General features: G+C 62.7%; 14 protein-coding genes. 11 read left to right on the top strand and 3 right to left on the bottom strand.

Features of this window, described 5'->3' with window-relative positions; translation table 11 throughout:
• Positions 1 to 42: 42 nt before the first annotated feature.
• From CVS27_RS04730 to CVS27_RS04705, 6 genes are all read left to right on the top strand, one after another.
• Complete coding sequence (locus CVS27_RS04730) at positions 43 to 1389, top strand: hemolysin family protein (protein ID WP_103464578.1); 1347 nt, start codon at positions 43 to 45, stop codon at positions 1387 to 1389.
• Positions 1386 to 2444, top strand: coding sequence for a hemolysin family protein (locus tag CVS27_RS04725; protein WP_103464577.1), 1059 nt, complete (start codon positions 1386 to 1388; stop codon positions 2442 to 2444). The genes CVS27_RS04730 and CVS27_RS04725 overlap by 4 nt, the downstream gene beginning before the upstream one ends.
• Before the next feature lie 87 nt (positions 2445 to 2531).
• Complete coding sequence (locus CVS27_RS04720; protein WP_103464576.1) at positions 2532 to 3452, top strand: metal ABC transporter solute-binding protein, Zn/Mn family; 921 nt, start codon at positions 2532 to 2534, stop codon at positions 3450 to 3452.
• Positions 3449 to 4300 carry a metal ABC transporter ATP-binding protein gene (locus CVS27_RS04715; protein ID WP_243400054.1) on the top strand — a complete coding sequence of 284 codons (852 nt, stop codon included), beginning with the start codon at positions 3449 to 3451 and terminating at the stop codon, positions 4298 to 4300. Before CVS27_RS04720 ends, CVS27_RS04715 begins: the two co-directional genes overlap by 4 nt.
• A complete protein-coding gene (locus CVS27_RS04710; protein WP_103464575.1) occupies positions 4297 to 5175 on the top strand; it encodes a metal ABC transporter permease in 879 nt (292 codons plus the stop codon). The genes CVS27_RS04715 and CVS27_RS04710 overlap by 4 nt, the downstream gene beginning before the upstream one ends.
• A gap of 161 nt (positions 5176 to 5336) precedes the next feature.
• Positions 5337 to 6785: a lipase maturation factor family protein gene (locus CVS27_RS04705; RefSeq protein ID WP_103464574.1), complete on the top strand. Its 1449-nt coding sequence runs from the start codon at positions 5337 to 5339 to the stop codon at positions 6783 to 6785.
• On the opposite strand, the gene CVS27_RS04700 is transcribed toward CVS27_RS04705, so the two are convergent.
• Entirely contained in the window at positions 6782 to 7204 is a 423-nt protein-coding gene (locus CVS27_RS04700) for a Fur family transcriptional regulator (RefSeq protein ID WP_103464573.1), read from the bottom strand. The two genes, CVS27_RS04705 and CVS27_RS04700, sit on opposite strands and share 4 nt — an antisense overlap.
• Before the next feature lie 141 nt (positions 7205 to 7345).
• Here CVS27_RS04700 and CVS27_RS04695 point away from each other — a divergent pair, with 141 nt between their 5' ends.
• On the top strand, positions 7346 to 8002 hold the full coding sequence (locus tag CVS27_RS04695) for an MBL fold metallo-hydrolase (protein WP_103464572.1): 657 nt from the start codon (positions 7346 to 7348) through the stop codon (positions 8000 to 8002).
• A 164-nt stretch (positions 8003 to 8166) separates the two neighbouring features.
• Here CVS27_RS04695 and CVS27_RS04690 read toward each other — a convergent pair whose 3' ends face one another.
• The gene (locus tag CVS27_RS04690; protein WP_103464751.1) at positions 8167 to 9246 is read right to left on the bottom strand and encodes a PLP-dependent cysteine synthase family protein; all 1080 of its coding nucleotides are present in this window, start codon (positions 9244 to 9246) and stop codon (positions 8167 to 8169) included.
• A gap of 61 nt (positions 9247 to 9307) precedes the next feature.
• Between CVS27_RS04690 and CVS27_RS04685 the strand changes: the two genes are divergently transcribed.
• Genes CVS27_RS04685 through CVS27_RS04675 form a run of 3 tightly spaced genes read left to right on the top strand, consistent with a single transcriptional unit; the run spans position 9308 to position 11664 of the window.
• Positions 9308 to 10153, top strand: a complete 846-nt coding sequence (locus CVS27_RS04685; protein WP_103464571.1) for a sulfurtransferase — start codon at positions 9308 to 9310, stop codon at positions 10151 to 10153.
• A complete protein-coding gene (locus CVS27_RS04680; protein ID WP_103464570.1) occupies positions 10150 to 11199 on the top strand; it encodes an NAD(P)-dependent alcohol dehydrogenase in 1050 nt (349 codons plus the stop codon). Before CVS27_RS04685 ends, CVS27_RS04680 begins: the two co-directional genes overlap by 4 nt.
• Before the next feature lie 36 nt (positions 11200 to 11235).
• Positions 11236 to 11664 (top strand): HIT family protein, encoded by a 429-nt coding sequence (locus CVS27_RS04675; RefSeq protein ID WP_103464569.1) that lies wholly within the window; start codon positions 11236 to 11238, stop codon positions 11662 to 11664.
• Positions 11665 to 11787: 123 nt separating this feature from the next.
• On the opposite strand, the gene CVS27_RS04670 is transcribed toward CVS27_RS04675, so the two are convergent.
• Positions 11788 to 12378 (bottom strand): TetR family transcriptional regulator, encoded by a 591-nt coding sequence (locus CVS27_RS04670; RefSeq protein ID WP_103464568.1) that lies wholly within the window; start codon positions 12376 to 12378, stop codon positions 11788 to 11790.
• 95 nt (positions 12379 to 12473) lie between these two features.
• Here CVS27_RS04670 and CVS27_RS04665 point away from each other — a divergent pair, with 95 nt between their 5' ends.
• Positions 12474 to 13526, top strand: coding sequence for an SDR family NAD(P)-dependent oxidoreductase (locus CVS27_RS04665; RefSeq protein WP_103464567.1), 1053 nt, complete (start codon positions 12474 to 12476; stop codon positions 13524 to 13526).
• Positions 13527 to 13534 lie beyond the last annotated feature (8 nt).

Genomic DNA, 13534 nt, shown 5'->3' with positions numbered 1-13534 from the left:
GCAGCTTTTGCGCTTGATGCCTTGGAACGGGGGATTCGCTAAATGGAATGGATTCTCCTGGCAGCAGGATTACTGCTGATCTTAGGTACCGGCTTCTTCGTAGCCGTTGAATTTTCCCTCGTTGCCCTTGACCAGTCTTCGGTCCAGCGGGCAGTGGACAATGGCGATAAAGCCGCCCAACCCTTGTTGCGCTGCTTGAAATCGCTCTCCACCCAACTCTCCAGTTGCCAGCTCGGCATCACCTTGACCACCCTGCTGACGGGTTTCTTGATGGAACCCTCGCTCGGTGCGTTGTTGACCGGGCCCTTGGGTGCTGTGGGAGTGCCGGAAGCTGCCGCGTCAGGCATTGCGCTGGCCCTGGCCATGCTGATCGCCACCCTCTTGTCGATGCTGATTGGCGAGCTGGTGCCCAAGAACATGGCAATCGCCAAGTCCTTTGAAATTGGCAAGGTAGTGGCCCGCCCCCAGTTGGTGTTCACGGCCATTTTCAAGCCAGCCATTGTGGTGTTGAACGGCTTCTCCAACAAGGTGTTGAACCTCTTCGGCATGGAGGCCAAGGAAGAGATTTCCGGCGCCCGTTCGCCGGCGGAACTTGCCTCCCTGGTGCGCCGTTCGGCAGCCATGGGCACACTGGATCTAGGCACCGCCACGTTTGTGGCGCGTACCCTGAGCTTCTCCAAGCGCACTGCCGCCGATGTCATGACGCCGCGCATGCAGGTGGAAACTGTGGAAAGCACCCAGTCGGTGGCGGCAGTGGTTGACCTTGCCCGGCGCACCGGTTTCTCCCGTTTTCCCGTCATTGGTGAGTCGCCGGACCATATCTTGGGTGTTGTCCACCTGAAGAAGGCCGTGGCCGTCCCCTTTCACAAGCGTCCCTCGATTGAGGTTGGCGCCATCATGACTGATGTGCTGTTTGTGCCCGAGACGGTACATCTGGACGCCTTGATCCTGGAACTGCGAGAAGGCAATCTGCAGATGGCAGTTGTCCAGGACGAATACGGCGGCACGGCCGGGGTCACCACCTTGGAAGACCTGGTGGAGGAGATTGTTGGCGAGGTTTCCGATGAGCACGACAGGGTCAAACCCGGCCTTTTGCTGGCAGCGGATGGCACCTGGTTCTTCCCGGGCCTGATGCGCCCTGACGAGGTCAGCGAACGCATTGGCCCGCTCAACGTTCCCGATGAGGCCGGCTATGAGACAGTGGGCGGATTCATGATGGCCGAGCTTGGCCGCATTGCAGTAGTGGGGGACACGGTGGCCGTTGAAGGCGGATTGTTGGTTGTGGACAGACTTGAACGACGCCGGATAGACCGGATCCGCTTCATCCCGGCGCCTTCGCCCGATGGTGCGGCAACAGACGCCACCACTGCAGCCGGTGATTCCCGATGAGCCCCTGGGCCGGAATTGCCTGGTTGGTGGTGCTGCTTGCCGGCAACGCCTTCTTTGTTGCCGCCGAGTTTGCCATCATGACTGCCCGCCGCAGCCAGATAGAACCCTTGGCCGACGCGGGCTCCAAGCGCGCCAAGATCACTCTTGGTGCCATGGAAAACGTGTCTCTCATGCTTGCCTGCGCGCAGCTGGGCATCACGGTATGTTCCTTGTTGATCTTGAATGTTTCCGAACCTGCCATCCACCACCTTTTGGCCGAACCCCTGCACGCGCTGGGTGTCCAGGACAATGTGGCGTCTCCGCTCGCCTTTGTGGTGACCTTGGCCCTGGTGACCTTCCTGCATGTGACCTTTGGCGAAATGGTGCCCAAGAACATGAGCGTGTCAGCCGCTGACAAGGCTGCCTTGTTGCTGGCCCCGCCGCTGGTGCTGGTCAGCAAGGTGGTGCGCCCGCTCATTGTGGCGCTCAACTGGGCCGCCAACCACATGGTGCGCCTCTTTGGCATTGAACCGGCGGACGAGGTCGTCTCCAGCTTCACCTTGGAACAGGTGCAGTCCATTGTTGCCGAATCCACCCGCAGTGGCTTGGTGAATGACCAAACAGGCCTCATTACGGGCGCCCTGGAATTCTCCTCGCAAACGGCGCAGGGAATCATGGTTCCCCTGGGGCAACTTATCACCCTGCCCGCCCACGCCACTCCCGTGGACTTTGAACACGCGGTGGGCAAGACGGGGTTCTCCCGGTTTGTGGTGGCCGACGGAACAGGAACGCTGCTGGGCTATCTGCACCTCAAGGACGTTCTGCGTATTCCCCTGGAACGCTACCAAAAGCCCATTGGCGAGGGGCGCGTGCGCTCCATGGTGAACCTGGCCGCCACTGAGGAAATCGAGGACGTGCTCTCCACCATGCAGCGCACGGGCTCACACATGGCACGAGTCATCGATGCGAGTGGCCAAACCATGGGTGTTTTGTTCCTCGAGGATGTGATTGAGCAGCTGGTGGGCGAGATCCGCGACGCCACTCAAACGCACATCCAGGAGCGCAGAAGGAGCTAGTCGCACGGCTTGATGCGAACGATTCCTAATATGGGCTATGCTGGACTTATTGGTAATTGTTCTCATTAGCACTCTCAAAGGACCAGCATGTCTTTTCGCCGCCGCTCACTTCTGTTCATGGGTGCAACCCTGGGCGCCACTCTCACGTTGGCTGCCTGCGGTGGCGGGGGAGAGCCGAGCCAGGTCCCGGAAGGCACAGTGTCGGTGGTTGCCTCCACCAATGTCTATGCAGATATTGCACAAGCCGTTGGTGGAGAGCAGGTCACCGTACACTCCATCATCAGCAAGGCCGGTGCCGATCCGCACGGCTATGAGGCCAACGCCCAAGACAAGCTGGCAGTGTCCAAAGCCCAGATTGGCATTGAAAACGGCGGCGGCTATGACGATTTCTTCGACCAGCTGGCCAAGGGGCAGCTGGAGACCGGGCAGATCATCAACGTGAGCGAGCTGTCCGGCCTGGACATGGGCCCTGGCTTCAACGAGCATCTCTGGTACTCCCTGCCAGTCATGTCCAAGGTGGTGGATGAGATGGCCGCCCGCTTCGGCGCCGCCTTGCCCGAGCAGGCCTCGACCTTCACCGCCCGGGCCGCCGACTACAAGGCAAAATTGCAGGACTTGGACGCTAGGCTGGCGCAGCTGAAGAAGACCCATGACGGCACGCCCGTTGCCATCACGGAACCGGTGCCCCTGTACCTGCTTGAGCAGGCCGGCCTGGTCAATGAAACGCCCGAAAAATTTAGCGAAGCCGTTGAAAATGGTACTGACGCCGCTGCGTCGACCGTGACGGAGATGAAGACCCTGCTGACCGGCGGAACCCTGGCCTTCCTGGCCTACAACGAACAAACCCAGAGCCCGCAAACAGAGCAGCTCAAGGCGGACGCCCAGACCGCCGGACTGCCTGTAGTTGATTTTTCTGAGACACTTCCGGCAGAAACCAGCTACTTGGACTGGATGGTTGGTAATGTTTCTTCCTTGGAACAAGCACTAGCATCCGGCGCGGCCAAGTGAGCCCATCAGCTCCGGCAATCATCAGCCTCAGCGCCGCCACCTTAAAATACGGCCAGCGCACCCTCTGGAAAGACCTGAATCTCCAGGTAGCGCCAGGAGAGTTTCTGGCTGTCCTGGGTGCCAATGGCAGCGGCAAAACCAGCTTCCTCAAGATTCTTCTGGGCCTTTCCCCGCTCAGTTCCGGGCAGCTCACCATCAACGGCGCCCCAGCCAAACGCGGCAACCGTGGCATTGGCTACATTCCCCAGCAAAAGAACTTTGCCCCCGACACGCCCCTGCGGGCCCGCGACGTGGTGGGGCTGGGCGTTGATGGTGACAAGTGGGGATTCCGCCTGCGCGGCAAGTCCTATCACCAGCGCGTGGATGAACTGTTGGCCCAGGTGGGTGCCACCAGCTATGGCAAGATTCCGGTGGGAATGCTCTCCGGCGGTGAGCAGCAAAGACTGCGTGTAGCCCAGGCCCTGGCCGCCAATCCCCAGGTCCTGCTTTGCGATGAACCGCTGCTGTCCCTTGACTTGAACCACCAAAAAGCTGTCAGCGCCCTGGTGGGCCAGCAAGCCAAACAGCACGGGACCGCCGTCGTCTTCGTCACACACGAGATCAACCCAATCCTGGAACACGTGGACCGTGTCCTGTACCTGGCCGGGGGACGCTTCACGCTTGGCACCCCCGCGGAAGTCATGACCACCGAGGTTCTGTCGAAGCTTTACGGCACGCGCGTTGAGGTGCTGCACATTGACGGCCGGCTGGTTGTTGTTGGCAGGCCGGATTCTGTCCTTGACGGACACCTGCCAGAGGACGAACAAAGCCACAGCCACGACTCCACACACGGTCAGGAGATTCGATGAGCTGGGCAGATTTCACCGCCGCGGTCTTTAACTTCTCCAACTATGCCGAACTGCTGCCGCTGTTCCGCGACACCTTGCTGGCCGGGGCCATTCTGGGTGTGGTGGGCGGGCTCATTGGCACTTTCGTCATGATGCGCGATCTTGCGTTTGCCGTCCACGGCATTGCCGAACTGTCCTTTGCCGGGGCCGCCTTTGCCTTGCTGATTGGTGCCGATGTGATCTTTGGGTCGCTGGTTGGTTCCGTGTTTGCGGCCCTGCTGCTGGGTGTCATGGGGGTGCGCGCGCGGGAGAAAAACTCCGTCATTGGCGTCATCATGCCCTTTGGCCTGGGTTTGGGCATCTTGTTTCTCTCCCTCTATGAGGGCCGGTCCGCCAATAAGTTTGGTCTGCTGACCGGGCAGATTGTCTCGGTGGATTCCACCCAGCTTTCCGTGCTGGCCGGAACCGCCCTGGTGGTTGTGGTGGGACTGGCCAGCATTTGGCGCCCCCTGACGTTCGCCAGCGCCGATCCGGACATTGCCACAGCCCGCGGTGTTCCCGTGCGGACGCTCTCGCTGGCGTTCATGTTCCTGTTGGGCATCGCCGTGGCACTGTCCATCCAGGTGGTGGGCGCGTTGTTGGTGCTGGCCCTGCTCATCACACCCGCCGCTGCAGCCCTGCAGGTCACGGCGGCGCCGCGCATGGTGGTGCTGCTCAGCGTGGGCTTTGCCATGACTGCCACAGTCGGCGGCATTATGCTGGCGCTGGGTGGCAGCATCCCCATCAGCCCCTACGTGACAACGCTTTCCTTTGTGATTTATCTGCTGTGCCGGATTGCCGGAGCGTGGCGCCGGCGGCGGGGTTGGTCCGCACGGCCAAACGCCCTGGCCGTCTAGCCCCACTTTGTGAACTTATACGCAGGACTGGCGCTGGGTTCCGCGCATAAGTAACTATGCGCAGGACTCGAGCTGAGTCTGACGCATAACTTTTCTGCCGGGTGGTTCGGCGTATCATTTGCCGCTAACCACGCGCAGGGCTATGGGCTTAGCGTTTAACCATGGACTGGTTGAACACAGACTGGTTGAATGCAGCCTGGTGGGGCACCGCCGACCACGACGTGGCACGCTTTGTACTCCAGCGCGGGATTGCTGCCGTGTATGTGATTGCGTTTGTCTCCGGCGCCCTGCAGTTCCCCGCCCTGTTGGGGGAGCGCGGGCTGCTGCCGGTGCCTCGCTACCTAGCCCGCGCAGCCAGGACGCCCGGGCCCACCTTGTTTCGCTGGCGGTACTCTGACGCGCTCCTACGCACGGTGGCTTGGTCGGGGGCTGCCCTGGCCGCCACAGTGGTGCTGGGCCTGCCCCAGCAAGGTCCCGCGTGGCTGCCCATGCTGGTGTTCCTGGCCCTGTGGCTGCTGTACATGTCCATGGTGAACGTGGGCCAGGTCTTCTATGGCTTTGGCTGGGAAATACTGCTGCTTGAGGCTGGTTTTCTGGCCGCGTTTCTAGGCTCGGATCAAACCACGACGCCGGTCATCACCTTGTGGTTGTTCCGCTGGCTGCTGTTCCGGCTGGAGTTTGGCGCCGGCATGATCAAGATGCGCGGTGACAGGGTGTGGCGCGATCTCACAGCCCTGTACTACCACCACGAAACCCAGCCCATGCCCAATCCGCTGAGCTGGTGGTTCCATCACCTGCCCAAACCCCTGCATAAGGTGGAGGTGCTGGGCAACCACGTGGCCCAGCTTTTCATGCCGTTCCTGCTCTTTGCCCCTCAACCGGTGGCAACGTGGGCCGCGGTGGTGGTGATTGCAACACAGTTGTGGCTGGTTTTCTCCGGCAACTTTGCCTGGCTCAACGCGCTCACTCTGGTGATTGCGTTCTCGGCTGTGGGTGATTCAGTGCTGGCCGGACTGCTCCCCGGCGTCCCGGTGTCAGCGGACACCCACGCGGCGCTGGGCACCCCGGCCTGGTTTGCCGCCGTCGTACTGGCTATGGGACTGCTGATGCTGGTGCTGAGCTGGTGGCCGCTGAAGAACCTCATCTCGCGGGAGCAGGCCATGAACGCCAGCTTCAACCGCTGGCGGCTGGCCAACGCGTACGGGGCGTTTGGCAGCATCACCCGCGAACGTTACGAGGTGGTGGTGGAGGGTTGGGACGGGCACCGCTGGCTCGAGTACGGCTTTCGCGGCAAACCCGGGGATCCAGCGCGCATGCCGCGACAGTTTGCGCCGTACCACTTGCGGCTGGATTGGCTCATGTGGTTCCTGGCGCTGGGACAGCCCGGCATGCACTGGTTCATTCCGTTCCTGAACAAGCTGCTGGTGGCAGACCGTGCCACGCTCAAGCTGCTGCGCCATGACCCGTTCGGCGGCAGGCCCCCGGAGCAGGTGCGGGCCCGCGTGTTCGCCTATAGGTACACCTCGTGGCGGGAATGGCGGCACAGCGGGGATTGGTGGGTGCGCGAACCCATGGGTGATCTGGTGCCGCCCATGAGCCGAGCCAGTTAGGCGCCCTTTTGTTGGGCTGCCGAGCACTCCGGGCAGAGGCCGTAGATTTCCACAGTGTGCTGAACCTGGGTGAAACCGTTGGCCTTGGCGATGGATGCTGCCCAGCTTTCAACGGCAGGGGCTTCAACCTCCACTGTTTTGCCACAGTTGCGGCACAGCAGGTGGTGGTGGTGGCTTGTGGCGGAGCAGCGCCGGTAGAGGGTTTCGCCCTCACCATTGCGCAGCGTGTCCACCACACCCTCATCAGCCATGGAGGCCAGGATGCGGTACGTGGTGGCGAGGGAAACCCGGATGTCCTGCTCGTGCAGCAAACGGTGCAACACCTGCGTGCTGACAAAGTCGTCCAGCGTGTCCAAGGCAGCGTTGATGGCCACGCGTTGTTTGGTGACGCGCTGCTCCTTCACCGGTGCATCGTTCATGGGTGGACTCACTTTCTCAGGGGCCTGTATCCAATGAACCAGCCTAGCGCACCTAACCGTGAAACCGCTCTTGCCCAGTTCCCTGCCCAGATCCGTGTGCAGTTCCTTGGCGGGGCCGGGTGCGCGGCATAGGCTGACACCATGTTGCTGACAAAATTCACTCACGCCTGTGTCCGCCTGGAGCAGGATGGCCGTGTGCTGGTGCTGGATCCGGGGATCTTTTCCGAGTCCGCCGAGGCTCTTGCCGGGGCCGACGTCGTCTTAGTCACCCATGAACACCCGGACCACTACGACGCCGCAGCCCTGCGCCAAGCCCTGTCTGATGCCCCGCGGCTGAGCATATATGCCCCTGCCGGCGTGGCGCAGGACTTGCAAAACCGGGCACCAGAGCATGCGGCCCGGATTTTTGTCTCGGCGGCGGGGGAGTCTTTTGGCGTGGCCGGCTTTGCCGTGCAATGTTTTGGCGGCCAGCATGCCGTGATCCACCCGTCCATGCCCATGGTGGCCAATGTTGGCTACCTGATTGACGACGACGTCTACCACCCAGGCGACTCACTCATAGTTCCGCACGGGGTCAGCGTGGGCACACTGCTGGTTCCCATCCATGCGCCCTGGTCAAAAGTGTCGGAAGTGGTGGATTTTGTGGTCTCCGTGCGATCCCCGAGGGCATTCCAAATCCATGACGCGCTGCTCAGCGAGAAAGGGTTGGCGTTCACGGAGTCGCATGTGGCCAGGATCGGCGCGCTTCACGGCGTGGCATTCCGCCACCTGGCGCCGGGGCAGTCGGTGGAAATTTAGGGGGTCCTCGCTGACTCTCCCCACTGACGGCGTGCCAAACCGGCGGGGGAGCATGAAATTTCACCCGCCCCCATTTCAGGGCCCACGGCCACGAGGGCCCCGGGGCGAGCTTGCGAGTCTTGGGAGTGGCTGGGGATCGCCCTCGGCGCCGCGGCCCTGCGGGTCTAGCCGTTCCAGCGTCCGCTGGCGAAGAAATCCTCGATGACACGAAGATGCGGGGCCGGATCCAGCTCCTTCTCAGCCAGCCACGCAGGGTTGTTGTAGCTGCCCGCATACCGTTCGCCGCCGTCGCACATTAGCGTGACAATGCTGCCGGTTTCGCCGTCGGCAACCATCCGGGCCACCAACTGCCACACGCCCCAGAGATTGGTGCCCGTGGACGGCCCGGCGTGCAGGCCCGTGAGCTGGGCAAAGTGCTTCATGGCGGCCACGGATGCGGCGTCCGGGATCTCCAGCATGGAGTCGATGACGCCGGGAACAAAGCTTGGCTCCACGCGGGGCCGGCCGATGCCTTCGATCCGGGAAGATTTGCCCGTGATGGTGCCCAGATCCCCGCTCTTCCAGGCCGGGTAGAAAGCCGAACCCTCGGGGTCCACCACCGCCAACTGTGTGGCGTGGCCGTGGTAGCGGATGTACCGGCCAATGGTGGCCGAGGTACCGCCCGTGCCGGCGCCCACCACCACCCAGGCGGGTTCGGGGAACCGCTCATGGGCCAGCTGGCTGAAAATGGATTCGGCAATGTTATTGTTGCCGCGCCAGTCCGTGGCCCGTTCGGCATAGGTGAACTGGTCCATGTAGTGGCCGTTGCATTCGGCGGCAATGGTGGCTGCCGCTGAGTAGACCTCGTCGGCCTGGTCCACCAGGTGGCAGCGGCCGCCAAATTGTTCAATGAGCGCAATTTTCTCGGGGCTGGTGGTGCGGGTCATGACGGCCACAAAGTCCAGGCCCAACAGCTGGGCAAAATACGCCTCGGACACTGCCGTGCTGCCCGAGCTGGCCTCCACAATGGTGGTGCCTTCATGGATCCAGCCGTTGACCAGGCCAAAGAGGAACAGTGAGCGGGCCAGCCGGTGCTTCAAGCTGCCCGTCCGGTGGCAGGATTCATCCTTCACATACAGGTCTACGCCCCACTGCGCCGGCAACTCAATCTTGTATAGGTGGGTGTCTGCCGAGCGGTTGTTTTCGGCCTGGACCTTGCCAATGGCGTTGCGCGTCCAGGACCAGGAGGCTTGTGCAGTGTTCATGCAATTGAGCGTATCGCAGTACATTTGGTGGTGTATCACCCACTGCCGTGAAGGAGCCGCCATGTCCGTCTTGATGAATGCCGCCACTCTCAATGAGCGCCTGAAGGCCGGGATGCGCACAGTGCTGCTGGATGTGCGCTGGGCGCTGGGTGATCCCCACGGCCGCGAGCACTACGTGGCGGCTCATATTCCCGGCGCCGTGTACGTCGACATGGATTCCGAGCTGGCCTCCCACGGTGCGCCGCAGGACGGCCGCCACCCGCTGCCTGCCGAGGCGGACTTTGCCCAAACGGTCCGCCGCTGGGGGATCAACACCGGGGACACCGTGGTGATTTACGACGACGCCGGCTCGGCCGCCGCTGCCCGCGCCTGGTGGCTGCTGGGTTACGCAGGCCTGGCGAACATTTACCTGCTCGACGGCGGATTGGCCGCCTGGCGCTCGGCCCAACTGCCGCTCGCGCACGGTGCGGAGACCGCGCTGGTCGGAGACGCCGTCGTACAGTTTGGGGCAAAGCAGACCATCGACGGCGATGGTGCCGCCGGGTGGGAGGGGATTTTGCTGGATTCGCGGGCCGGGGAGCGCTACCGGGGCGAGGTGGAGCCCATGGATCCGCGGGCGGGTCACATCCCCGGGGCAGTCAGTGCACCCACCCTGGAGAACTTGGCGGCGGATAAGACATTTTTGCCGGCGGATCAGTTGCGGGCACGGTTTGCCGGACTGGGTGTGGCTGACGGTGCGGCAGTGGCCGTGTACTGCGGATCCGGGGTGACGGCGGCGCACCAGATTGCGGCGTTGGAAATTGCCGGGTTCACCGCGGCGTTGTATCCGGGATCATGGTCGGCCTGGTCAAATCAGGCCGGTCGCCCGGTTGAGACGGGCCATAACGGCGATAGGGTTGAAACATGACCCACGTAAAGGCTTACGCAGCCGTCTCCGCCACATCCGGACTCAAACCCAGCACCATTGAACGCCGCGAACCGGGCGCCCACGATGTTGAAATTGCCATTGAATTCTGCGGATTGTGCCACTCAGATGTGCACACCATCCGTTCCGAGTGGGGACCGGCCAAATACCCCCTGGTCCCCGGCCACGAAATTGTGGGCATTGTCAGCAGCGTTGGCGACTCCGTGGAGGGCTTCACCGTGGGCCAGCGCGTGGGGGTTGGCTGCATGGTTGACTCCTGCCGCGAGTGCGACTCATGCCTTGAGGGCTTTGAGCAGTACTGCGAAGCGGGCAATGTGGGCACCTACGGTGTGGCGGATCCCCGCAATGGCGGCGGCATCACCCAGGGCGGGTACGCCCAGGCCATTGTGGTGGATGAAAATTACGTGGTGCACATCCCAGAGGGCATGGACCCGGCTGCGGCCGCTCCCTTGCTGTGCGCGGGCGTCACCACGTACTCACCGTTGAGCTACCTGGACGTGCAGGAGGGCGACACAGTGGGTGTGATCGGCCTGGGCGGGCTGGGCCACATGGGCGTCAAGATCGCCAAAGCGCTCGGGGCAACCGTCACTGTTTTCACCACCTCGCCGGCAAAGGCTGCTGCCGCAAAGGATTTGGGTGCCGATTTCGTAGTTGTTTCCAGCGATCCGGAGCAGATGGCCGCGGCGAAGCAGAGCCTAAACGCCATCTTGGACACGGTGGCCGCCGTGCATGACATCAACCCGTATCTGCGCACCCTGGCGCGCGACGGCGCCTTGATCCAGTTGGGCCTGCCGTCGGAGAAGATGCCTCCCGTTGACCCGGGACTGCTGATTCGCAAGCGCCTGGCCTACGGCGGCTCACTCATTGGTGGCATTGCCGAGACCCAGGAAATGCTTGATTTCTGTGCCGAGCATGGCATTGCCTCCGACATTGAAATCGTGTCCGCACAGGATCTTGATGCGGCCTATGACCGCATGGTGGTGGGCGACGTCAAGTACCGTTTTGTGCTGGACGTCTCCACACTCTAACCACGTTCGTTTTCGTTTTCGTTGAGGGAGAAATTCTTGAGCACCTTGTTTAGTAAAATCATCAACGGCGACATTCCGGGCCGGTTCATCTGGCAGGATGCCGATTGCGTGTCTTTCTTGACCATTGGGCCGCTGACCGACGGGCACGCCCTGGTGGTGCCGCGCCTTGAGGTGGACAAGTGGACCGACGCGTCGCCGGAGCTCGTGGCGAAGCTGATGGGCGTTGCCCAAACTATTGGCCAGTCCCAGGTGGCTGCCTTTGGCGCGCCGCGGGCGGGTGTCATCATTGCCGGGTTTGAGGTGGAACACCTGCACATCCACGTGTTCCCGGCCTACGGGCTGGACAACTTCAGTTTTGCAGCCGTGGACAACAACCCGGATCCCTTGGCTATGGACGCCAGCGCCGAAAAGCTCCGCGCAGCCCTGCGCAGCGCCGGCCACGGGGCGTTTGTGCCGGGGGCCTAGCTCCCTCCCGGATCTGTGACGCACTTGATGCGCTGGATAGCGCTTTCCTAGGTGATTTTCGTGCAACAACTGCGTCACAGATTTCTTGAGGGCCGACGGCGGCAGGCACCTTCCGCTGTCGGCCTACTTCTTAGGCGGATGGGGAGGCTGGACTGGCTGGACAGGCACAAAAGCTGCCCGGAAAATGGCGCGCGCCCGTGTGGCTGCCTCGGTCCGTTCGCCGTCAGGTGTTCGGGCCAGCAGCATCGCCAGCATCGAAATGGCCAGCATGATGTCCGCCGGCTCCACGTGAAGCGCTAGGCGCCCCTGGTCCTGATCACGTGCCAGTAAGGCCGCGGCAACAGCCGTCATGCGCGTGGCCAGGTGCTCGGCCCGCTGGTCATTGCGCTCTGAAAGGATCATGTCGATGAGCGCCGTTGAGGCTATGACTTGTTCGGCCACGCTGTCAAAGAGATCCACGAGGGTTGAGTCCGTGCGTGCCCCCAGTTCCTCAAGAGCCGTGATGTTGTCATCAAAAACCGCCACCGCCAAGGCGATCCTGTCGGGGAAGTGCCGGTAGAGGCTGCCTTGACCAACGCTGGCACGCCGCGCCACGGAACTCAGTGGCGCCATGAACCCGGCTTCGGCAAAAACGTCCCGGGCGGCTGCTATTAAGGCAGCCCTGTTGGCTGGTCCCGCGCTGGGTCCAAGATTTACTTTTGCTTTTGTGGGCACACGGCTAGTCTATAACCGGACAGTGTTGTCCGGTAGTCTTGGCGGCACCATCCGATCCAGCAGTACTGGACCCATGAAACGGAGAACGTTCTTCCATGAGCAACAACCCCAACAATCTCAGCGGCCAATCATCCATCAACACCTGGCTGGCAGATCCGGCAGGCGGTCCGGTGCTGCGCGCACTTCTCGCGCAGGGGGGTCAAGATGCCGAGTCCCTGCGACCCGTGTCCAAAATGGCGCTGAACCGGCTGGTGCAGGTGAGCCAGGGTGCGTTCACCCAGGACATGGTGGCTGGCTTGCTCCAGCGCGTGGAATCCGGCGACATTCCGGCGGAGGCCGAAGCGGTGGCGGCCCCGGCGGCGGCAGCTCCGGCCGCGGAAATTCCGGCCTGGGTGGAGCAGGTCACTGTGGGCCGCTTCTTTGGGAAAACCATCATCATCACCGGTGCAGGATCCGGGATTGGCCGGGCCACCGCATCGAGGGTTGCCCGCGAGGGTGGCCGGGTCATCGCCGTCGACATCTCCGAGGAGCGTCTGGCCGACTTCGCCGCCTCGCTGCCTGCCGGCGACATTGTCACAGTGGCCGGGGATATCACCGACGACGCCGCCGTGGCAGCCATTGTTGGGGCCGCGGGCGAGCGCATTGACGGGCTGGCCAACATCGCCGGGATCATGGACAACATGACCCCTGTGCACGAGGTCTCCGATGACATTTGGAACCGCGTGTTCAACATTAACGTCAACGGCACCATGAAGCTGATGCGCGCCGTTGTGCCCGCGATGCTCGCCCAGGCGCAGGGATCCATTGTCAATGTGGCCTCCGAAGCAGCGCTGCGCGGGTCCGCCGCCGGTGCCGCCTACACAGCCTCCAAGCACGCCGTCGCCGGTCTGACCAAGAGCAGCGCGTTCATGTACGGCCCCAGCGGCATCCGGGTCAACGCCGTGGCGCCCGGACCGGTCATCACCAACATCGAGGCACGCTTCGACTCCCCGCTGGGTGCCTCCCGCGTCCGCCGGGCCATGGCAATCCTGCCCGACGCCGTCGAAGGGGATGCGCTCGCCGCCTCCATTACATTCCTGCTTAGCGATGACGGCGTGAACGTCAACGGCGTGATTCTGCCTTCCGATGGCGGCTGGTCCGCAGCCTAACCCGCCCG

This window comes from Arthrobacter glacialis (genome assembly GCF_002909445.1).
In the GTDB taxonomy this organism is placed as follows: Bacteria; Actinomycetota; Actinomycetes; order Actinomycetales; family Micrococcaceae; genus Specibacter; species Specibacter glacialis.
This window is presented reverse-complemented; position numbering and strand designations above follow the sequence as displayed.

What these genes read in the sequence shown, in the direction of transcription:
- CVS27_RS04710 (WP_103464575.1), top strand. Translation starts at nt 4,297, where the DNA reads ATGAGCTGGGCAGATTTCACCGCCGCGGTCTTTAACTTCTCCAACTAT.
- CVS27_RS04680 (WP_103464570.1), top strand. Translation starts at nt 10,150, where the DNA reads ATGACCCACGTAAAGGCTTACGCAGCCGTCTCCGCCACATCCGGACTC.
- CVS27_RS04685 (WP_103464571.1), top strand. Translation starts at nt 9,308, where the DNA reads ATGTCCGTCTTGATGAATGCCGCCACTCTCAATGAGCGCCTGAAGGCC.
- CVS27_RS04730 (WP_103464578.1), top strand. Translation starts at nt 43, where the DNA reads ATGGAATGGATTCTCCTGGCAGCAGGATTACTGCTGATCTTAGGTACC.
- CVS27_RS04700 (WP_103464573.1), bottom strand. Translation starts at nt 7,204, where the DNA reads ATGAACGATGCACCGGTGAAGGAGCAGCGCGTCACCAAACAACGCGTG.
- CVS27_RS04695 (WP_103464572.1), top strand. Translation starts at nt 7,346, where the DNA reads ATGTTGCTGACAAAATTCACTCACGCCTGTGTCCGCCTGGAGCAGGAT.
- CVS27_RS04725 (WP_103464577.1), top strand. Translation starts at nt 1,386, where the DNA reads ATGAGCCCCTGGGCCGGAATTGCCTGGTTGGTGGTGCTGCTTGCCGGC.
- CVS27_RS04665 (WP_103464567.1), top strand. Translation starts at nt 12,474, where the DNA reads ATGAGCAACAACCCCAACAATCTCAGCGGCCAATCATCCATCAACACC.
- CVS27_RS04690 (WP_103464751.1), bottom strand. Translation starts at nt 9,246, where the DNA reads ATGAACACTGCACAAGCCTCCTGGTCCTGGACGCGCAACGCCATTGGC.
- CVS27_RS04705 (WP_103464574.1), top strand. Translation starts at nt 5,337, where the DNA reads ATGGACTGGTTGAACACAGACTGGTTGAATGCAGCCTGGTGGGGCACC.
- CVS27_RS04720 (WP_103464576.1), top strand. Translation starts at nt 2,532, where the DNA reads ATGTCTTTTCGCCGCCGCTCACTTCTGTTCATGGGTGCAACCCTGGGC.